Annotated in this window: 20 protein-coding genes; 18 read left to right on the top strand and 2 right to left on the bottom strand. The window is 60.5% G+C overall.

Annotated elements, in window-relative coordinates; all coding sequences use genetic code 11:
- Positions 1–114 precede the first annotated feature (114 nt).
- The 6 genes from DW349_RS04560 (at position 115) to DW349_RS04535 (ending at position 6,030) form a co-directional block, all read left to right on the top strand.
- On the top strand, positions 115–1,368 hold the full coding sequence (locus tag DW349_RS04560; RefSeq protein WP_108126041.1) for an ABC transporter substrate-binding protein: 1,254 nt from the start codon (positions 115–117) through the stop codon (positions 1,366–1,368).
- 131 nt (positions 1,369–1,499) lie between these two features.
- Positions 1,500–2,414, top strand: coding sequence for a carbohydrate ABC transporter permease (locus DW349_RS04555; RefSeq protein ID WP_108126042.1), 915 nt, complete (start codon positions 1,500–1,502; stop codon positions 2,412–2,414).
- Positions 2,415–2,454: 40 nt separating this feature from the next.
- The gene (locus DW349_RS04550; protein WP_108126043.1) at positions 2,455–3,294 is read left to right on the top strand and encodes a carbohydrate ABC transporter permease; all 840 of its coding nucleotides are present in this window, start codon (positions 2,455–2,457) and stop codon (positions 3,292–3,294) included.
- Positions 3,295–3,375: 81 nt separating this feature from the next.
- Complete coding sequence (locus DW349_RS04545) at positions 3,376–3,570, top strand: DUF3185 family protein (protein WP_108126044.1); 195 nt, start codon at positions 3,376–3,378, stop codon at positions 3,568–3,570.
- 55 nt (positions 3,571–3,625) lie between these two features.
- Positions 3,626–4,840 (top strand): FAD-dependent monooxygenase, encoded by a 1,215-nt coding sequence (locus DW349_RS04540; RefSeq protein ID WP_108126045.1) that lies wholly within the window; start codon positions 3,626–3,628, stop codon positions 4,838–4,840.
- A complete protein-coding gene (locus DW349_RS04535; protein ID WP_108126046.1) occupies positions 4,837–6,030 on the top strand; it encodes a UbiH/UbiF/VisC/COQ6 family ubiquinone biosynthesis hydroxylase in 1,194 nt (397 codons plus the stop codon). The genes DW349_RS04540 and DW349_RS04535 overlap by 4 nt, the downstream gene beginning before the upstream one ends.
- 7 nt (positions 6,031–6,037) lie before the next feature.
- Here DW349_RS04535 and trmL read toward each other — a convergent pair whose 3' ends face one another.
- On the bottom strand, positions 6,038–6,508 hold the full coding sequence (gene trmL / locus DW349_RS04530) for a tRNA (uridine(34)/cytosine(34)/5-carboxymethylaminomethyluridine(34)-2'-O)-methyltransferase TrmL (protein WP_108126047.1): 471 nt from the start codon (positions 6,506–6,508) through the stop codon (positions 6,038–6,040).
- Between the two features lie 175 nt (positions 6,509–6,683).
- On the opposite strand from trmL, the gene DW349_RS04525 reads away from it, so the two are divergent.
- The 12 genes from DW349_RS04525 (at position 6,684) to DW349_RS04470 (ending at position 18,445) form a co-directional block, all read left to right on the top strand.
- A complete protein-coding gene (locus DW349_RS04525) occupies positions 6,684–7,616 on the top strand; it encodes a type IV pilus biogenesis protein PilM (protein WP_108126048.1) in 933 nt (310 codons plus the stop codon).
- On the top strand, positions 7,613–8,230 hold the full coding sequence (locus DW349_RS04520; RefSeq protein ID WP_108126049.1) for a PilN domain-containing protein: 618 nt from the start codon (positions 7,613–7,615) through the stop codon (positions 8,228–8,230). The genes DW349_RS04525 and DW349_RS04520 overlap by 4 nt, the downstream gene beginning before the upstream one ends.
- Positions 8,227–8,874, top strand: a complete 648-nt coding sequence (locus DW349_RS04515) for a hypothetical protein (RefSeq protein ID WP_108126050.1) — start codon at positions 8,227–8,229, stop codon at positions 8,872–8,874. Before DW349_RS04520 ends, DW349_RS04515 begins: the two co-directional genes overlap by 4 nt.
- 64 nt (positions 8,875–8,938) lie before the next feature.
- The gene (locus DW349_RS04510; protein WP_108126051.1) at positions 8,939–9,205 is read left to right on the top strand and encodes a hypothetical protein; all 267 of its coding nucleotides are present in this window, start codon (positions 8,939–8,941) and stop codon (positions 9,203–9,205) included.
- 25 nt (positions 9,206–9,230) lie between these two features.
- A complete protein-coding gene (gene mshL, locus DW349_RS04505) occupies positions 9,231–10,832 on the top strand; it encodes a pilus (MSHA type) biogenesis protein MshL (protein WP_108126052.1) in 1,602 nt (533 codons plus the stop codon).
- Positions 10,833–10,843: 11 nt separating this feature from the next.
- Positions 10,844–11,749: an ExeA family protein gene (locus DW349_RS04500; RefSeq protein ID WP_108126053.1), complete on the top strand. Its 906-nt coding sequence runs from the start codon at positions 10,844–10,846 to the stop codon at positions 11,747–11,749.
- Positions 11,746–12,729, top strand: coding sequence for a tetratricopeptide repeat protein (locus DW349_RS04495; RefSeq protein ID WP_108126054.1), 984 nt, complete (start codon positions 11,746–11,748; stop codon positions 12,727–12,729). Before DW349_RS04500 ends, DW349_RS04495 begins: the two co-directional genes overlap by 4 nt.
- Complete coding sequence (locus tag DW349_RS04490; RefSeq protein WP_157954374.1) at positions 12,729–13,571, top strand: tetratricopeptide repeat protein; 843 nt, start codon at positions 12,729–12,731, stop codon at positions 13,569–13,571. The genes DW349_RS04495 and DW349_RS04490 overlap by 1 nt, the downstream gene beginning before the upstream one ends.
- A 29-nt stretch (positions 13,572–13,600) precedes the next feature.
- Positions 13,601–15,331: a GspE/PulE family protein gene (locus DW349_RS04485; protein ID WP_108126056.1), complete on the top strand. Its 1,731-nt coding sequence runs from the start codon at positions 13,601–13,603 to the stop codon at positions 15,329–15,331.
- Positions 15,324–16,583 carry a type II secretion system F family protein gene (locus tag DW349_RS04480; protein WP_198650513.1) on the top strand — a complete coding sequence of 420 codons (1,260 nt, stop codon included), beginning with the start codon at positions 15,324–15,326 and terminating at the stop codon, positions 16,581–16,583. The genes DW349_RS04485 and DW349_RS04480 overlap by 8 nt, the downstream gene beginning before the upstream one ends.
- Before the next feature lie 97 nt (positions 16,584–16,680).
- Positions 16,681–17,451, top strand: a complete 771-nt coding sequence (locus DW349_RS04475; protein ID WP_108126058.1) for a 1-acyl-sn-glycerol-3-phosphate acyltransferase — start codon at positions 16,681–16,683, stop codon at positions 17,449–17,451.
- A 16-nt stretch (positions 17,452–17,467) separates the two neighbouring features.
- Entirely contained in the window at positions 17,468–18,445 is a 978-nt protein-coding gene (locus tag DW349_RS04470; RefSeq protein WP_108126059.1) for an AraC family transcriptional regulator, read from the top strand.
- On the opposite strand, the gene DW349_RS04465 is transcribed toward DW349_RS04470, so the two are convergent.
- Positions 18,442–19,350: a bile acid:sodium symporter family protein gene (locus DW349_RS04465; RefSeq protein ID WP_232819339.1), complete on the bottom strand. Its 909-nt coding sequence runs from the start codon at positions 19,348–19,350 to the stop codon at positions 18,442–18,444. The genes DW349_RS04470 and DW349_RS04465 overlap by 4 nt on opposite strands.
- Positions 19,351–19,452 lie beyond the last annotated feature (102 nt).

Here is a 19,452-nt window from a genome sequence, read left to right as displayed (position 1 = left end):
GCCGGCGGGTTATTCACAGTCAGGTTGCCAAGCCTCCTAGAGTGGCTCAGTCGGCCGCAACGGATAAGAAACACACAACGCGGCCTGAACAATAATGACAGCGAGAGAATCGAGATGAAGAAGATGCAAACGACCGTTGCCGGTGTCACGCTGGCGGCGACCCTGAGCCTGGGCGTTCAGGCTGAAACACTGACCATCGAAAGCTGGCGTGTGGACGATAAAGACCTGTGGGAAGACATTCTGATTCCGGCGTTTAACGCCGAACATCCGAACATTGAAGTGCGTTTTAACGCCACGGCCCCGACCGAATACGACTCCTCCATCAACGCCCGTCTGCAAGCCGGAACCGCGGGTGACCTGATCACCTGCCGTCCGTTCGACCAGTCGCTGAGTCTGTTCAACCAAGGCTACCTGCAACCGCTGAACGGCCTGGACGCGCTCGACAACTACCAGGATTTCGCCAAGCGTGCCTGGAGCACCGACGACGGTGAAACCACCTTCTGTCTGCCGATGGCTTCAGTCATTCATGGCTTCTTCTACAACAAAGCCATTTTTGACGAACTGGATCTGGACATCCCGGAAACGCGCGATGAATTCTTCGCCACACTGAACACCATCAAAGACGACTCCGACTACACACCGCTGGCGTTGGGCACCAACGATCAGTGGGAAGCCAACCAGATCGTTTTCACCAACATCGGTGCAAATTACTGGAAAGGTGAAGAAGGCCGACTGGCGCTGTTGTCTGGCGACGCCAAATTCACCGACGACGAGTTCGTCGACGTCTGGAAAGAAATGGCCAGCTGGGGCGACTACATGGGTCGCGGTTACGAAGCCCAGACCTACGGCGACTCGCAAAACCTGTTCGCTTTAGGCCGCGCGGCCATTTACCCGACCGGTTCCTGGGACATTTCCTATTTCAACAACCAGGCGATCTTCGAGTTCGGCGCCTTCAAACCGCCGGTCGCTGACAGCGGCGACACCTGCTACATCTCGGATCACACCGACATGGGCATCGGCATCAACCCGGCCAGCAAAAACGGCGATGCCGCCCGCACCTTCCTCGACTGGGTTGCCAGCGCTGATTTCGCCGACCTGTTCACCAACGAAGTCACCGGTTTCTTCTCACTGTCGAACCATCAGGTTGAAGTGCAGGATCCGGTCGCGGCGGAAATGATTTCCTGGCGCAACGATTGCGAATCCACCATTCGCTTGAACGCCCAGGTTATGAACCGTGGCACGCCGAACATGGAACAGGAACTGTGGGTGGTTTCCAGCCAGGTTCTGAACGGCACTTTGTCGCCGGAAGACGCGGCTGAACAGATTCAGGACGGTTTCGAGCAATGGTACGAACCTCAGTCCAAATGATTTGAAAGGGCTGATGAGCCGGTCACTCTCCCGGCTCTTTGAGGGGCGGTCACGCCTCTCCTTTTTTTATCCCTGCCGGGCTTTTTAATTCGCAAAAAGCCCGGCTGTTTTTAGCCGTTCCGAGGTTCACCATGAAACGCGCTTTCCCCTGGCACCTGATTTTTTTCCTGGCGCCGGCCGTGCTGATTTACACCCTGTTCAGCGCCTATCCGTTATTCGATACGTTGCGCCTGAGTTTGTTTACCGACAGCCCCGATGGTGTCCGTCAGTTTCATGGCCTGGGTAATTTTTTTACTCTGCTGGGCGATGACAACTGGTCCGGTCCGTTCTGGAACGCGCTGTGGAATAACACCAAATTTTTTATCATTCACATGCTGGTGCAAAACCCCATCGGTTTGTTGTTGGCAGCCTTGCTCAGCCTGAAAGATTTACGCGGTGCGCGCGCCTATCGCACGCTGATTTTTTTACCGACGTTGTTATCGGTCGTCATCATCGGTTTTATCTGGCAATTAATGCTGAGTCCGTTGTGGGGCGTGACCGAAGGTTTTCTTGATTTCTTTGGACTGGGCTTTTTATTCGAAGCCTGGCTCGGTCGTGAAAGCAGTGCCTTAATTACGCTGGCGTTGATTTCGGTGTGGCAGTTTGTCGGCATCCCGATGATGTTGATTTACGCCGCGCTGCTGTCGATTCCGGACGACTTAATTGAAGCCGCCCATGTCGATGGCGCTTCACCCTGGCGCATTTTCTGGCGCATTCGCGTGCCATTGATTTTGCCGACTTTAGGCCTGGTCACCATTCTGACGTTCGTCGGAAATTTCAACGCCTTCGAATTGATTTACGCCGTTAAAGGCGCACTCGCCGGACCGAATTTTTCCACCGATATTCTGGGTACGTTTTTCTATCGAACTTTCTTCGGTTACCAGTCGCAAATTGGCTCGGCCACCATGGGTGCCACGGTCGCAACGATGATGTTTTTAGTCATCCTGGTCGGCGTCATGCTGTATTTCTTTATCGTTCAGCGTCGACTGACGCGTTACCAATGGTGAGGCTGTTTATGTCACGTTTTTCTTGCAGGAGCCGCCGCCAATGAACGGACCTTCCAATCGACTCAGCAGCAAAGCGCTGGTGCATTTCACGCTGCTCGGTTACACCCTGATCGCGCTGTTCCCGATCATTTTGGTGATCATCAATTCATTCAAATCCCGGCGCGCAATTTTTACCGATCCGCTGGCACTGCCAGGGCCGGATTCGTTCAGTCTCGCTGGCTACGCCAAGGTGCTGGAAGAATCGAATTTTCTGTTGTTTTTCGGCAACAGTTTATTGGTCACCTTGGTGCCGTTGTTTTTGGTGATGCTGTTCGGTGCCATGGCCGCCTGGGCGTTGAGCGAATACCGTTTTCGCGGCAACCGTTTGCTGGCGCTGTTTCTGGCGATGGGCATCATGGTGCCGATTCGTTTGGGCACGGTGAGCATTCTGGAAATCATGGTGGGTTTGAATCTGGTCAACACCCATCTGGCGTTGATTCTGGTGTACACCGCTCAGGGTTTGCCGCTGGCGATTTTGATTCTGACCGAGTTCGTCGGCCAGGTGCCGGAAGAATTAAAAGAGGCAGCACGCTGCGAAGGCGTCAGCGAATACCGGCTGTTTTTCCAGATTATTTTGCCGTTGATTCGACCGGCCGTGGCGACGGTTGCCATCTTCACCATGGTGCCGATCTGGAACGATCTGTGGTTCCCGCTGATTCTCGCGCCGGGGCCGAGCACTCAGACCATTCAGTTGGGTGTGCAGCAGTTTATCGGCCAGTACGCGACCGATTGGAATTCGGTGTTGAGCGCCTTGTCGCTGGCGGTGCTGCCGGTGCTGGTCCTGTACGCCTTCCTGTCGCAACACCTGATCCGTGGTTTGACGTCAGGCGCGGTGAAATAGGCAAAGCGTGACGGTGTCGCTGGTCAGACACCGTTCGTCTGTGCTTAGAATCGCAGCTTCATTCACGACAGGAGTTGTTGCATGAAGAAGTTAATCGGTTTGGTGTTGGTCGTGCTCGGTGCCGGCAGTTTGTGGTGGGGGTACGACATGTCGCATTCGGTGTCCGGCATGTTGACCGACGCCGTCGGCGGTGAAAACACTCAGGTGATGATCCGTTACGGCGTCGGCGCGGTATTGTTTGTGGTCGGCTTTTTTATGGTGATGCGCAAAGCCTGACCGGCGGCCTCTGGCCTGCTATCATCCGCGCACTTTTACGGATGCGAAGCACGCCATGCCCCGTTACGACATCGCGATTGTCGGGGGCGGTTTGGTCGGTCTGACACTGGCCATCGCCCTTGAGCCTGCCCTGCGCGCAGGCGCCCGCCTGACATTGATCGACCCGGCACCTCAGCCGGAAACGTCCGCCCCTCGCTCCCCCAGTTTTGATGACCGCGCCACCGCTTTATCGGCTTACACCCAGAGCGTTTACCAGCGTCTGGGCGTCTGGCCGTTGCTGGAACAATACGCCAGCCCGATCCGCTGGATTGAAGTCAGCGACCGCGGCCATCTCGGTTACCACCAGATGGATTCGGCCGACTTCGATGGCGATTTCGGCGCTGTCGTCGCCAACGCCAATCTGGGTCTGGGTTTGTGGCAACGCGCGCGTGAACTGGACGGTCTGGACTGGCGCTTCGGCGACAGCGTCAGCGCGCTGAAGCCCGGTCAGGACGCCCAGCAATTAACGCTGAATTCCGGCGCCGACATCGACGCCCGCCTGGTGATTCTATGCGACGGCGGTCGCTCGCCGCTGGCCGCACAACTCGGCCTCAGCGCCCGCCAGACCGACTACAACGGCTGGGCACGCATTGCCACCGTACGCACCGAAACACCCCACAACGGCCGCGCCTACGAACGCTTCACCGAGGCCGGCCCGATCGCATTGCTGCCGTTTGGCGATTATTCGGCACTGGTGTGGACGCTGTCAGATTCGCGCCGGCGTCAGCTCGATGCGCTGTCGCACGATGCGCAGTTGGCGTTGCTGAACGAATCCTTCGGCCAACGCCTCGGCCGCATCACCGAACTCGGCAACGCCTTCGACTACCCGCTGGTGAAGCGCGAACTGCTCGACCCGGTGCGGCCGCGCTTGCTGGCGCTCGGCAACGCCGCTGCCACGCTGCACCCGGTGGCCGGCCAGGGTTACAACCTGGCGATTCGCGGTTTGATGCGCGCCGCCGAGCGTTTGAACCAGGCGTTGCTGAACCAGAACGACCCCGGCGTCAGCGCTTTACTGCAACCGCTGGCGGCCGACATTGCCGGCGATCAGCGCCTGACGGCCACTTTTTCCGACAGCCTGGTGCGCACCTTCGCCAGTTCGAATCCATTGCTGCAATTGGGCCGCAACCTGGGCCTGAATCTGCTCGACCGCCACCCGTCGCTCAGCCGCAGCTTTGTGCTCGCCAGCATGGGCCTGAGCCAGGGCGCACCGTTACCGGAGGCACAATCATGAACACCACCGTTGATGCGGTGATTGTCGGCGGCGGCATGGTCGGGCTCAGTCTGGCCGTTGCCAGCGCCGAACAGGGCCTCAGCGTGGCGCTGATCGAACCACACCGCGCCGAGCCGGTGGCGCCGCAGCCCAGCCAGTTTGCGCCGCGCGTCAGTGCCATCAGCCCGCACAATCGGCAATGGTTGACGCAATTGGACGCCTGGCAGCGCATTCCGGCAGCGCGTGTCTGTGCCTACCCGGCGATGCGCGTGTGGGACGGCCAGGGCCAGGGCGCCATCGAGTTTCACGCCAGCGAAGTCGGTGCTGAGCAACTCGGCCAGATCGTCGAAAACCACTGGATCACTCAGGCGCTGTGGGAACGGGTCGATGCGCTGCCTAAAGTGCAGCAGTTGATCGGCCGACGCTTGCAGGAATGGCGGGTCGAACCGGATGGCGTCGCCATTGAACTGGACGACGGCAGTCGCTTTCAGGCAGCCGTGTTGGCGGGTTGTGACGGCAAATTCTCCGGCATTCGCCAACAGGCCGGTTTCGCCACCCGCGAATGGGATTACGGCCAGACGGCGCTGGTGACCTCGATTCGCCACAGCGCCCCACACGCTCACACCGCGCGCCAGGTGTTTCTCGACACCGGCCCGCTGGCGTTTTTGCCATTGAGTGACGACAGCGGCAGCCAACACTGGAGTTCCATCGTCTGGAGCGCCGATACCAGCCGCGCCGAAACGCTGTTCGCACTCGACGACGCCGCGTTTCTGGCCGAACTCAACCGCGCCAGCGAAGGTTGCTTGGGCGAGATTGAACACAGCGACCGGCGTTTTCGTTTTCCACTGGCGCAAATGCACAGCGTCGACTATATACAGGACCGGCTTGTGCTACTGGGCGATGCCGCCCACGCCATTCACCCGCTGGCGGGCCAGGGTGTGAACCTTGGCTTCCGCGACGCCGAGGTGCTGGCGCAGGAATGGGGACGGGCCAAACGGCTGCAACTTTCGTGCGGTGACAGCGCTGTGTTGCGCCGTTTCCAGCGCCGCCGCCAAACGCACAACCTGACCACCATGGCCGCCATGGAAGGGTTCAAGCGACTCTTCGGCAGCCCGCATCCGCTGGCCGTATTGGCGCGAAATCTGGGGATGCAGGGGTTGGCGAGTCAGCGCTGGGCCAAACGCGCCATCATCGAAGCGGCCACGAGCTAACGCCGCTTCAAACGTTGAGCGCTCCCTGATAGCCGATCTGACGCCAAGCTTCATACAGCATGATGGCGGTGGCGTTCGACAGATTCAGGCTGCGGCTGCCCGGCACCATCGGCAGGCGCAACACCCGTTCGGCGGGCAGGGATTCACGAATATCGGCCGGTAAACCGCGCGTTTCCGGGCCAAACATCAGATAATCGCCGGCTTCAAAACGCACCTCGGCCGGGCCGGCGGTGCCTTTGGTCGACAAGGCAAACAGGCGCTCGGGAGCGGCGCTGTCGAGGAAATGGGCGTAATCGCGGTAACGCCGGATATCGGCGAATTCGTGATAATCGAGCCCGGCGCGTCGCAACGCCTTGGCTTCCATGGAAAAGCCCAGCGGCTCAATGAGATGCAAATGGCAACCGGTGTTGGCGCACAAGCGAATGATGTTGCCGGTATTGGGTGGGATTTCCGGCTGATAAAGCACGATATGGAACACAGATAGTCTACCTTTAGGCATGAATAACGGGGTTAACCCATCGAAACACACAATGATTTGACGCTGAGCGGCCAGATGCACACCATATTGGCCCCCAGCGCCAACATTCAAACGATTGGCGTACAACCGAACCGGTGTCGATCCGGGTCCAGAAAAACGCCGGAGTATTCGGTTCTTGGCTTTATTTAATCGCGCCCAGCGTGGCATGCACAACTGGCTCTACCTGACGCCGACCGGCTTCGGGTTCGCACGCCTGCGCGCGAAATCCGGCGAAATGCCGCTGTGTCTGCCGCAATCCTGGCACGACGAAACCGACCCGCTGCAACACCCGGAGCGCCTGGCCGACTGGCTCGCGCAGCAGACCAAAGGCACGGTGAAAATTCTGCTCGGTGAAGGCTACTACCAACTGTTGCTGGTCGATGTACCCGACGTGCCAGCCGACGAAATGGAAGCCGCGCTGCGCCTGAAAGCCGCCGAACTGCTGCACTACGATCTCGAAGACGCCAGCCTGGCGGTGATCCTGTTGCCGGCGCAAGCCTACCACGGCCGTACCCGCATGGCCTTTGTCGTCGCCACGCGCAAAGAACCGCTGCGGCAATGGGGCCTGGCGCTGGCCAAACACGGCCTGACGCTGACCAGCGTCGACATCGATCAGCTGCAACTGCGCAACCTGGCGTTGCGCGCCAGCGACCAGCCGCAAAACGGCCTGCTGCATCTGCGCGACGATCACTGCCAACTGTTGCTGATCTACCAGGACGAACTGGTGCTGAGCCGGCGCTTTGACATCGGCTATCTCGACCTCGGCGCCGATGCCGAAGGCGACGCCCTGGTACTCGAAGGCCAGACCGATATTCAGCGCGATTCACTGGTGCTCGAATTGCGCCGCACCTTCGACTACTACGAATCGCAACTCGGCCTGGGCAGCATCAACCAACTGCAACTGATCGGCTGGCCGGGCACCTCCGGCATGATCGAGGATCTAGGCGCCAAACTCGGCCTGCGCTTCAACCCGATTCAGTTGACCGACTTTATCTCGATGCCCGACGCGCCCTTGCCCGAAGCCTTGTTGCCACTGGCCGGCGCAGCCTTTCGTGGAGCCGCGTCATGACCCGCCACATCAATCTGATGACACCGGACATGCGCCCCGGCCAGGGCCGGGTGCAACTGCCCTTGTTTACCGCCGTGCTGGCGCTGACGCTGGTCGCGGGCTTCGTCTATCTGGGTGTTCATGCGGTCATCGGTTTGACCATCGAGCGGCGCATCGACAGCGCACAGCAGCGAGTAGACGCCAGCGCGCTGGAATTGCACCGCTTGCGCCAGAATTACCCGAGCATCGCCAGCGAAGCCGATTTGCGCGCCAACAACGAAACGCTGCAAACGCGACTGACCGCCCGACGCGAAGAGCTGCACGGCCTGACCAACCAGATTGATACCGTCGCCAGCGGTTTTGCGCGGCCGCTCGCCAGCCTGTCGGACCACGATCTGGACGGCCTTTGGCTGACCCGCATCGAACTGCGCGACAGCCACAGCCATCTGGAACTTGAAGGCATGGCGCGCCAGCCGAATCTGATTCCGCGTTATCTCGGGCAACTCGAAAGCTCCGTCTTTCAAGGCCTGAGCATCCGCAACCTGAGCATTGAACAAAGCGGCACCAACCTGTGGCGCTTCACCATGGCCGAAACCCTCGACACGCCCAAGGGCCTGGAGGAGTTGCTGCCATGAAGCCAACCGCCACCACGCTCAGACTGCGGCTGCTGCTCGGCCGCTTGCAGCCGCGCGAACGGCTGTTGCTGTTGATCGTCATGGTCGCGGTGCTGGGTAGTCTGTTTTATCTGGCCGGACGTATAACGGGCCTGGCCGAGCATCACAGCGAGCGCGAGCGGCTGGACCAGCTGAACCTGGAACAGAACGCCAACCAGACTGCGTTGAACAACCTGACTGCCGCACGCGACAACCCCGTTGTGATTCAACTGACCGAGCGTCAGGCCGCGCTGGAAGCGGAACTGGCTGAACTGGACGCCCGACTGGCGAACATCACTGAAGTGTTGATTCCGCCGCAACAAATGGTCTCAGTGCTGCGCGAGCTGCTTGACCGCAGCGACCTGACCCTGGTGCGACTGGCGTTACAGCCGGTCACCCAGGTGCGCAGCGCCGAGGTGGGCCAGAGCGCCCTTTACCAACACAAGCTGGAACTGACCTTAACCGGCACCTTTGACGATTTAAGCGCCTATTTGCGCGCGCTCGAAGCGCTGCCCTGGCACTTGTTCTGGGACCGGTTAAGCATCGAAACCACCAGCTACCCCCAACTGCGCATTCGCCTGGATGTGCATACCCTGAGTGATCAAGAGATTTGGATGAATGTTTAGAGCGAAGTTTGCAGTGCTCTGTTTAGCGCTTACGGCAGCGCTTGGTTCGGCCCAGGCCGACCCGATGCGCCCCGACCCCCTTCCTACCAGCGGCGCGACCAACGCCGTTGCCCCAACCGGCGCCGTGGCGCTGGATTCTGTGTATCTGCTCGACAACCAGGCCTACGCCGTGATCAACGGCCAGTGGCTGAGCGTCGGTGACCGCCTGGGCGATGTGCAAGTGCTGCACATTGCCGACGATCAGGTGGTGATCCGCCAGAACGGCCAGCAACGTGTTCTGACGCTGCCGAAAACCGGGTCATTGCTTATTTCAATGATGGACGAGGACTGAGGTTTTGTTGTCCGAAGTACCCGTCATGTCAGCCATCAATAACCCCGGCCGCCGTTTGCTGGCGGCCCTGGGTCTGGTTGTGTTGCTGAACGGTTGCGCGATGAATCCGCAATCGGGTGAAGCCAAAACCGACACCACTACCGCCAATCTGGATGTGCGCGCCGTTCTGCAAGCAGAACGTGATGCCGTCTCAGCCAACAGCACGGCATCGTCCGCAGCCGCGCCGGTGGAAACGCCCGCGGAACTGAGCGCCGATCTGCTCGATTTCAGCGCGCCGCCGGCCACGCAAAAGCGTTTCAACGTGCAGGCCGACAACATCCCTGCCCAGCACTTTTACGCCGATCTGGGCCGCAGCCAGGACATCAATATCCTGGTTGATCCGTCCATTACCGGCACGTTGAGCCTGAGCCTGCGCGCGGTGACCATCGAACAGGTGATGAACGCCATTCGCGATCTGTATGGCTACGACTACCTGCGCACCGACTACGGTTTCCGGGTATTGCCCAACCAGATTCAGACGCGCATCTACCAGCTCAACTACCTGAACATCGACCGTTCCGGCCGCTCCGACACCACCGTCTCCAGCGGCCAGATCACCAGTCAGGAAAGCGGCGAGCTGAACCGCGCCAGCAGCGTGGCGACGCAATACAGCGCCAATTTCTGGAGCGGCATGGAAACCACCATCCTGGGTCTGCTCAATCAGGAAGCTGGCCGCCAGGTGGTGGTTAATCCGCAAACCGGCCTGTTGGTGGTACGCGCCACGCCGCGTGAACACGACATCGTTGCCAACTTTCTGGCCGACGCCGAACTGAGCCTGCAAAAACAGGTCGTCATTGAAGCCAAGGTGCTCGAGGTCACGCTCAGCAGCGAACACAGCTCCGGCATCAACTGGTCGGCCTTTGCTGACGATTTGAGCGTGTCGAACATCACCAGCGGTCTGGGTTTGGGCGGTAACGCCTTGCAAGGCCCGGCCGATGCTGGCGGCGTATTTTCCATTGGCGTCGGCAGCAACGAATTCGGCACCGTGTTGCAGTTGCTGTCGAACCAGGGCGACGTGCAGGTGCTGTCGAGCCCGCGCGTGGCTACGGTCAACAACCAGAAAGCGGTGATCAAGGTTGGCACCGACGAGTTCTTCGTCACCGAGGTAAATTCCTCGACCGGCGACAGCAACGGCGATGGCATTGTTGAATCGACGCCCGAATTCACGCTGTCGCCCTTCTTCTCTGGCATCGCGCTGGATGTGACGCCGCAGATCAGCGCCAACGACAACGTCATCCTGCACGTGCGGCCGTCGGTGACCGACGTTGAAGAGCGCACCAAGGTGATCAATGTCGGCGGCTCGACCTACGACCTGCCGCTGGCGTTTTCCAGCGTGCGCGAAACCGATTCGGTGATTCGCGCCAGCAGCGGCCAGATTGTCGTGATCGGCGGTTTGCTGTCGCAACAACAGACCGGCTCGCGCACCGGCGTACCGGGGCTGTCACGCGTGCCCGGTTTCAGCTGGCTGTTTGGTCAGCAGCGCGACAGTCAGAACAAGAGCGAACTGGTCATTCTGCTGAAGCCCATCGTGTACGGCAGTGATACCTCGGTTGACCAGCTGGACGCCGTTCTGCGCCGGTTGCCATAGGATTCGCCGGCATGTACGAAGCGCATTTTGGATTGCAGCAAAAGCCGTTCAGCCTGTCGCCGGACACCCAGTTGTTCGTGCGGCTGGCCGACCACGAACGCTGCTTCGACCTGCTGACGCACGTGCTCGACACCGGCGAGGGCTTTCTCAAAGTCGTCGGCGATGTTGGCACCGGCAAGACCATTTTGTGCCGCCGGCTGTTGCGCCATCTGGCCGAACAGCCGGACATCGCCGAGCGGTTTCACTCGGTTTACATTCCCAACCCCATGCTGTCGCCGATTGGTCTGTACCGCGCCGTCGGCCAGGAACTGGGGCTGAATCTGGATCAACAGGCCGACAACAACGCCCTGCTCGATCACATCACCCGCCGCATTCTGGCGCTGGCCGAACAGGCACGCGGCGTGGTCATCGTCGTCGATGAAGCCCAGTCGCTGCCGGCAGAAACGCTGGAAGCGCTGCGGCTGATCACCAACCTGGAAACCGAACAGCAAAAGCTGGTGCAGGTGATTCTGTTCGGCCAGCCGGAACTGGACGACTTGCTCGATCAGGATCGCTTTCGCCAACTGCGCCAGCGCATCACCTTCGCGCACTATCTGAAAACACTCGACCGCAGCGCCACCCGCCAATACATCGATTTTCGGCTGGCGCGCAGCGGTTACAACGGCCCGCCGCTGTTTCATCGTCGCGCCCTGTCGCTGTTGCAGCGCCGTTCCGGCGGCGTGCCGCGCATGATCAACGTGCTGGCGCACAAGGCGTTGCTGTCGGCCTACGCCGATCAACGGCCGCAGGTTCAGGTGCGCGATGTGCAGCAAGCCTGGCTCGACAACCAACGCCGGCCTTACAGACGCCACGGTGTCTGGTTTGCGTTGATCGCCATCGGCATTCTGATCGCCGTGGCCGCCTGGAGGCTGGTGTGAGCCGGATTCATCAAGCGCTGACGCGGCCACTGCCAGCGCCACGTGCCGCCAGCGGGTTCAATCCACTGAGCGACACCAAACGCGCTCACGGCCAGTACTGGTGGCTGGTGGCGGTGGTCGCTTTGGCGCTGGCGGTAATCTTGCTGTGGGCGCCCTGGCAGCATCGCGTCACGCCTGAGCCGCCGCTGACGCCGCCGCCTGATACAGCTGTATTGCCTGTTTTGCCTGCCTTGCCCGAATCGTTAAGTTCGCTGGTGCCGGAGTTGCAGGCGTCGCTGCAAACCCTGCAAGCCGAACCCAGCGACACCCTGGCATTACTGCCCAGCCGCCGCGCTATCCCAGCAACCGTGATGATGCCGGAACAACCCCCGGTGCCTACTGCGACCGAACCCAAGCCAACGCCGGTGAAAACCACCGTTTCCCAGCCACCACCACCGGCTGAAACCGCCCCTGAAACACCCATCGAGCCCCCAATCGCTCCGCCGCAGCCAACGCTCAACAGCGAACCGAATACAACGGTTACGCGCATCGAAGACCGTTGGCAGGATCAGGTTCAGGCGGCATTGGCCGATAACCAGTTAGCCCTGGCAGAACAAAGCCTGCGCGCCTGGATTGCCGAAGCGCCCGAAGCAGCCCAACCGCGCGTCTGGCTGGCTAAATTGCTGCTCAGCCAGGATCGGCTCGACGCCATTGGCGCTTTGCTCGAAGGTCAGAATTCCGTCGAAGCGCAAGGCCTGTTGGCGCTGTGGCACGAAAAAGCCGGCCGGCCCGAGCAAGCCGCAGTCCTGTTCGAGCAACTGACACGTGCCCAACCCACGCACGGTGCCTGGCAACTGCATTGGGCGATCAATGCGGAAAACAGCGGTCAGGTGGCACAGGCCGTGCGTCTGTACCACAATTACCTCAATCGATTTGCGGCCGATAACCCCAGACTCACGGCGTTTGCCAACAATCGGGTTCGGTCATTGGAGACGCCATGATGGCCAGTAACGTCCTCTACAACCTGCTGCGGGAACACAGCAAGGTCGATGCGCAAAGCCTTGACCGGTTGATGGACGAGCTCAAACACAAAGACGACGCCCGCGCCCTGGGTCGGCTGGTGTTGCGCGAACGCCTGCTGGGCTTCTACGAACTGATGCATCTGGCGCTGACCTACGATCTGTTTCCACGCACCCAAACGCTGCTCAAACGCATCACCGAAGCGCGTAAAAGCCATCAGGTTATCAAGCCGCAGCAACACACCACGCGCTACAAACTGGGCAACAAGACGCTGATGCCATCCGAGTCGCTGGTGTTGACCAACCCCAATCTGACGCTGTCGATCCCCAAACCGAACCTGGCCCGATATCCCGAAAGCGGCAGCGACGAGCGCCAGGTGGTGGAAATGGCGGTGGAATTGATCCGCCTCGGCCAGTACCCCGAAGCCGAGATGTTTTTGATCGACGCCCAGGACGAATTCGCCCAGTCGCTGCGCATCAAGATTCTGCTGATCTGGCTGTACATGCTGTGCCGGCATTACGACGAAGCGGTCGAACCCTACCAGCAAGGCCTCGATCTGGCGCCGCAAGACCCATCGTTTCTGGAATACGCAGGCCTGATTGAGCAGGCACGCAACAAGCATCTGCTGGCGATCAATTTCTTTCAGAAACTGGTGCAACAGCCCAAGATAAAAGCGAGCTGGCATCTGCTGCTCGGTGTGTCGCTGGAGAAGGCGCGCCTGCCTGACGAAGCCCGGGAGCACTATCAGCGCTATCTGAACGGTGGCAAGAATGCCAAACTGCTGGGCTTCGCCAAGCAACGCATCAATGCGCTGACTCACTGACATTAAATGGGTAAAACCAGACTCGCCGAATGACCACCGCACAAGATCGCAAAAAAATCCGCCTCGGGGATTTGCTGGTTGACGCCGGCCTGATCACCGACGGCCAGCTCGCCCTGGCGCTGAAAGAACAGAAACTGACCGGCAAGAAAATCGGCCGGGTTCTGGTGGACATGGGCCTGGTGCCGGAAAACAAACTGCTCGGCACGCTGTCCGACCATTTGCAGATTCCCTTTATCGAGCTGCGCCAGTTTCAGCTCGACGCCAACACCCTCAAATTACTCGACGAAGCCGTAGCACGGCGGTTCCGCTGTCTGCTGCTGGCCGACAACGCCGACGGCGTGTTGCTGGCGATGGCCGACCCGCTCGATCTGATGGCCATCGACGAAGTCGAAAAGCGGCTGAAAAAACCCGTCAAACCGGCGATTGTGCGCGAGGCCGAACTGCTCGCCACGCTCGATTCGGTGTACCGCCGCACCGGCCAGATCGAATCCATCGCTGTTGAACTGGAAGGCGAACTGCGCGAAAGCGATTTCGACCTTGCCAACCTGGCCGACGATTCCGATCTGCAAGACGCCCCGGTGGTCCGCCTGCTGCAAAGCGTGCTCGAAGACGCCGTGGCGATTAACGCCTCAGACGTGCACATCGAACCGGACGAGTCGGTATTCCGCATCCGCATGCGCGTGGATGGCGCCTTGCAGGAACAGGTGATCAAGGAAAAACGCGTCGCCTCGGCGTTGGTAATGCGGCTGAAGATCATGTCCAACCTCGACATTTCCGAACGCCGCCTGCCGCAAGACGGCCGCTTCAACATTCGCGTCAGCAACAAATCCATCGACGTGCGTTTATCGACGCTGCCGGTGCAATACGGCGAATCGGTGGTGATGCGCCTGCTCGACCAGACCGCCGGCATTCAACCGCTGGCTGACCTCGGCATGCCCGACGCCATTCGCCAGCGCTTCGAATTGATGATCGAACGGCCCTACGGCCTGATTCTGGTCACCGGCCCGACCGGCAGCGGTAAAACCACGACGCTGTATTCGGCGTTGAACCGCCTGAACCAGGCGCAGCGCAAAATCATTACCGCAGAAGACCCGATCGAATACCGGATGTCGCGCGTCAATCAGGTTCAGGTTAATCCGAAAATTGAACTGAATTTCGCCAACATTCTGCGCTCGGCGTTGCGCCAGGACCCGGACATCATTCTGGTCGGCGAAATGCGCGACCAGGAAACCGTCGCCATCGGCACGCGCGCAGCCTTAACCGGCCATTTGGTGATGTCGACGCTGCACACCAACGACGCCATTTCCAGCGCCATGCGCCTGGCCGACATGGGCGTGGAATCCTATTTAATTGCCTCGGCACTGCGCGGCGTGCTGGCGCAGCGGCTGATGCGCAAAGTCTGCGAACACTGCCGCCAGCCGTATCAGCCGGAAGCGCGCGAACGCATCTGGCTGCAACATCTGGCCGGCGGCCGTTTTGTCGATACGCCCTTCTTCCACGGCACCGGCTGCTACCACTGCAACAACACCGGCTATCGCGGCCGTGTAGGCGTGTTCGAATGGCTGGAACTGGACGAGGCGATGCTGGTGGCGTTGCGCGATCAGGACCATTCCGCCTTTATCGCCGCCGCCCGCCGCAACCCCGACTTCAAACCCATGGGCGACTGGGCGCTGGAATACGCGCGCGACGGCCTCACTGACCTCGCCGAAGTGTTCAAGATCAGCGTGGACCTGAACGATCTGGATGCCGAGCGTGGCTGATTATTTCTATCGCGGCCGCGATGCCGACGGCCGGCTGGTCGAAGGCCAACTGGAAGCCGCCTCGCAAAGTGCGCTGGTGCAGACATTACGCCGCCAGAACATCACCCCGACGCAAGTTCAAATCGCCAAAGGCCGCAAAGCGAAAGCCAAAGCCAGCGCAACGCCAAGCCGTGGCAAAAGCGACGGCCACTGGCTGAGCCGCCTGTTCCGAGCGCGCATCAAGCTGGACGAACTGATTATGTTCTGCCGGCAGATGCACGCCCTGACCCGCTCCGGCATTCCACTGTTGCGCGCCATCAACGGCCTGGCCGATGCGTCGCGTTCGCCGCGCCTGAGCGCCATTTTGCACGACGTGACGCGCAGCTTAACGCAGGGCTCCACGCTCTCGACCGCGCTGCGCGCGCACCCGGACGCGTTCAACGATCTGTTCGTCGCCATGATTCGCGTAGGCGAAACCACCGGCCGACTGGACGCCGCCTTTCAACAATTGATCGGCCATCTGGAGCGCGAGAAAAGCACCCGCAAACAACTGGCGGCAGCGACGCGTTATCCGCTGTTTGTGTCGATCTCCATTACCTCGGCGATGTTGATCATCAACTTCCGCGTCATACCAGCGTTCTCCGGCGTGTTCGCCAGCCTCGGCGCCGACCTGCCCTGGCCGACGCGGGTATTGATCGCCAGTTCCAACTTTTTGCTGGTGTCCTGGCCGTATTTGCTGGTGCTGCTCGCCCTGGGCATTTACGGCCTGATTCGCTGGAAGCGCACGCCCCAGGGCGCGGTGTTGTGGGACCGGGCGCTGTTGAAAGTGCCACTGATGGGCAAGCTGTACGAACGCATCGCCCTGGGCCGTTTTGCCCGCCCGTTCGCCATGATGCTCGACGCCGGCGTGCCCATGTTGCAGGCGTTGCAAGTGTGCAGCCGCACCGTTGGCAACCACTACATCGGTCGCGGTATCGAAGGCATGGTGTCTGGCATTGAACGCGGCGAATCGCTGCTGGCGACCGCCTCCGGCAGCGGCATGTTCGACTCGTTGATTTTGCAGATGATCGGCGTCGGTGAGGAAACCGGAAACGTCGCCGATTTATTGGTCGACATCGCCGACTTCTACGATCAGGAAGTCGACTACGATTTGAAACGCATGACCGAATTGATCGAGCCGATTCTGCTCGCCTTTATGGGCGGCATGGTGGTGATTCTGGTGTTGGGCGTGTTCCTGCCCATGTGGGATCTGGGCTCGGCCTACGGCGGTTGAGGCGGCATAATAGCCGCCCGAAACCAGGCTGTCGGCGCAGATCGGCCGCCTTCTCGATACACACATCAGCAGTACAAGATTCAGCAGGACAAGCGGTATGTTGGAACACTGGCCTGGCCCGTTACGACGTGGCCTGTTCATTCTGGTTGGCGTTGACTGGGCCGACCGTTTACTCAATCAAGCCTGGCGCGCCGGTAACGGCCAACTGCACGGCATGCTCGACTGGCTGTTTCGGCGCAACGCCTTCGAGCTGGAAGTGGAGAACGCCGAACTGATCGACGATCTCGGTTCCTGCATCGTCGCCGGTAATCATCCGCACGGTTTGTTCGATGGTCTGGCGCTGGCCTGGCTGGCCAGCCGGCCGGGGCTGAAAACGCGCGTGATCGCCCGGCATTTTCTCAATGTGTTTGAACCTTTGCAGCGCGTCTTTCTGTCGGTGCGGCTCGACAACCAACGTCGCTCCCACGCCGGCCGCGCTTCCATCAATGCCGCTGAGGCTTTGCTCGCCGAAGGTGGCCGTCTGGTGATGACGCCGGCCGGTGGCATCAGCGTGGCGCACCCGTTCTGGAGTGAAGCGCGCGATCCGCAGTGGCGCACTGGCGTGGTCCGGTTGGCGCGCAGCAGCGGCAAGCCGATCGTTCTGGTCGATGTGCAGATGTCGCACTCGCCAACGCGCCAACTGCTGCATCGCATTCATCCGATCGTGCGCGCCCTGGCGCAGGTCTGGGCCTACCGCCTGGGCAAACGCCAGCGCATTCGGCTGAAAGTGGTGGCTGTCGTGCAGCCGGACGAATTGCCCGACGACCAGCCGCTACCGGCACAGGCCGCCTGGTTACAGGCACGCCACCAACCGGCGCAGCAACCCTGAGGCGGAGGCCTTGGTCATGCATCAGAAAACGGTCACGCAGTCATTTACTCAGGCGATTCTCACCAATCTGCCGCGCCTGGGTCTGAGCCTGCCGCAACCGTTGCAGACCGAGTTGAGCGGCTACGACCCAAGCGCCCGGGTGCCGCTGTCGTTGCAGGACCGCATCTGGCAAAGCGCGTTGGAATTGAGCGGCGATCCGTCCATCGGTTTGCGGCTGAGCCAGCACTTTTTGCCGGGCAATCTCGACATCGTTGGCTTTCTGTTACTCAGCAGCGAAACGCTCGAAGAGACCCTGGAAACGCTGATTGCTTACTATCCGCTGGTCGGCGAAGGTGGCGAATTCACCTTCACCCAGGCCGACGGCCGCGCCACGCTGATTTACGCCCCCACTTACGATGCCGCCCGGGCGCAACGCGTTGAAGCGGCGCTGGCGACGCTGGTGCATCTGGGCCGCTGGATGACCGGCGACCGCTTTCAGCCCGAGCGCATTGCGTTCACCCACGGCCCACAAGCGCCCGCCGAACTGTATCGCCAGTTCCTTGGCACCGAGGTCAGTTTTCATCAGGTAGCCGACGCGGTGCAGTTCGATGCAGCCCAACTGCAATTGCCGCTGAACCAGAGCAACGCAGCGCTGTATCGCCGCATGAAAGTGCTGGCCGATCATCAATTGTCGGAACTGGTGCAAGGCAGTGTGTCGGCCGAGGTGAGTGACTGGATTCGGGCACAGCCGCGTTGGGGTCGCGACCGCATTGCCGAACAATTGCAGATCAGCGGGCGCCATCTGAACCGCAAACTGGCGGACGAAGGCACCACCTTTAAATTGTTGTCGGATCGGGTGAAGTTTGACGAAGCCAAACGTTTGCTCAGTGGCGACCACGGCTCGCTGGCCGAGATCGCCGGGCAATTGGGCTTCAGCGACGACTCGGCGTTCAGCAAAGCCTTCCGGCGCTGGGCCGGTTGCTCACCGAGCCAGTACGCGGCGGAACATCACTAGACGGCAGGCAACGGCTGCGGTGCGCGCCGCGACCAGAACGCCGACAACGTCAGCCCACTGACCAAATGCCAGACACCCCAGAAGGCGGCAATCAACATCATGCCGCCCAGTTCCGGGTAGAAGCTGAACAGAATGATCAGCCCCAGCCCCGAATTCTGAATGCCCACTTCCAGCGTCACCGCCCGCACTTCAGATTCGCTGAGCCGCGCCAGTCGTGCCGAGCCCCAACCCAACGCCAGTGCCACGGCATTGTGCAGAATCACCAGGCCGGCAAACGACGCCGCGTGCTGCATAAACAAACCGCCGTTGCGGCTGAAGGCAATGGCGACGAACACTAAAAACACCAGCAACGACAACCAACGCGCCGGTCGGTCGGCACGCTGCGCAAAACCAGGAAAACGCTGGCCGGCGAACATGCCCAGCAGCAGCGGAATCACCAACACCAGCGCCACCAGTTTCATCATCTGCATCGGCTCGACGGCAATGGCTTCAACAATGGGACGGGTATCGGGGTTCAGGCGGGCATAGAACATGAAATTCAGCGGCGTCATCACCAGGGCGGCGGTTGAGGAAATCGCCGTCATGCTGACCGAGGTTGCCAGATGACCACGGCTGAGCCAGGTCATGATGTTGGAAAAACTGCCGCCCGGACAGGCCGCCACCAGAATCATGCCGAGCGCGATGGACGGCGTTAAATTCAGCACGCGCGTCAGGCCATACGTCGCCGCCGGCAGCAGCACAAACTGACAGGCCAAGCCGATCAACGGCGCTTTGGGCGAACGCAGAATGTAGCGGAAATCGGCGCTGCGCACCGACAGCGCCGCAGCAAACATCATCAGCGCCAGCAGGCTGTTCAACAGCGTCAGGCTGGCGGGGTCAAAATCGATTCGGACTTGATCAAGCACGGGGGAACTCCGTCACAACAGTCGGCGAAGTCTAGCATGGCCTTGGCGTTGAATTGCCAGCGAGCCGGCTCTTTTAACGCCGTGAGCGAAGTGAAACAATAA

The organism is Saccharospirillum mangrovi, from assembly GCF_003367315.1.
GTDB classification, from domain to species: domain Bacteria; phylum Pseudomonadota; class Gammaproteobacteria; order Pseudomonadales; family Natronospirillaceae; genus Saccharospirillum; species Saccharospirillum mangrovi.
The sequence above is the reverse complement of the archived record's forward strand: the minus strand, read 5'-3'. Positions and strand labels throughout refer to the sequence as shown.

Bases quoted from the DNA above. Each gene is read 5' to 3' on its own strand.
- DW349_RS04540 (WP_108126045.1), top strand. From the start codon at position 3,626: ATGCCCCGTTACGACATCGCGATTGTCGGGGGCGGTTTGGTCGGTCTG.
- DW349_RS04515 (WP_108126050.1), top strand. From the start codon at position 8,227: ATGAAGCCAACCGCCACCACGCTCAGACTGCGGCTGCTGCTCGGCCGC.
- DW349_RS04500 (WP_108126053.1), top strand. From the start codon at position 10,844: ATGTACGAAGCGCATTTTGGATTGCAGCAAAAGCCGTTCAGCCTGTCG.
- mshL (WP_108126052.1), top strand. From the start codon at position 9,231: ATGTCAGCCATCAATAACCCCGGCCGCCGTTTGCTGGCGGCCCTGGGT.
- DW349_RS04475 (WP_108126058.1), top strand. From the start codon at position 16,681: ATGTTGGAACACTGGCCTGGCCCGTTACGACGTGGCCTGTTCATTCTG.
- DW349_RS04555 (WP_108126042.1), top strand. From the start codon at position 1,500: ATGAAACGCGCTTTCCCCTGGCACCTGATTTTTTTCCTGGCGCCGGCC.
- DW349_RS04520 (WP_108126049.1), top strand. From the start codon at position 7,613: ATGACCCGCCACATCAATCTGATGACACCGGACATGCGCCCCGGCCAG.
- DW349_RS04535 (WP_108126046.1), top strand. From the start codon at position 4,837: ATGAACACCACCGTTGATGCGGTGATTGTCGGCGGCGGCATGGTCGGG.
- DW349_RS04485 (WP_108126056.1), top strand. From the start codon at position 13,601: ATGACCACCGCACAAGATCGCAAAAAAATCCGCCTCGGGGATTTGCTG.
- DW349_RS04470 (WP_108126059.1), top strand. From the start codon at position 17,468: ATGCATCAGAAAACGGTCACGCAGTCATTTACTCAGGCGATTCTCACC.
- DW349_RS04550 (WP_108126043.1), top strand. From the start codon at position 2,455: ATGAACGGACCTTCCAATCGACTCAGCAGCAAAGCGCTGGTGCATTTC.
- DW349_RS04510 (WP_108126051.1), top strand. From the start codon at position 8,939: ATGCGCCCCGACCCCCTTCCTACCAGCGGCGCGACCAACGCCGTTGCC.
- DW349_RS04545 (WP_108126044.1), top strand. From the start codon at position 3,376: ATGAAGAAGTTAATCGGTTTGGTGTTGGTCGTGCTCGGTGCCGGCAGT.
- DW349_RS04560 (WP_108126041.1), top strand. From the start codon at position 115: ATGAAGAAGATGCAAACGACCGTTGCCGGTGTCACGCTGGCGGCGACC.
- DW349_RS04490 (WP_157954374.1), top strand. From the start codon at position 12,729: ATGGCCAGTAACGTCCTCTACAACCTGCTGCGGGAACACAGCAAGGTC.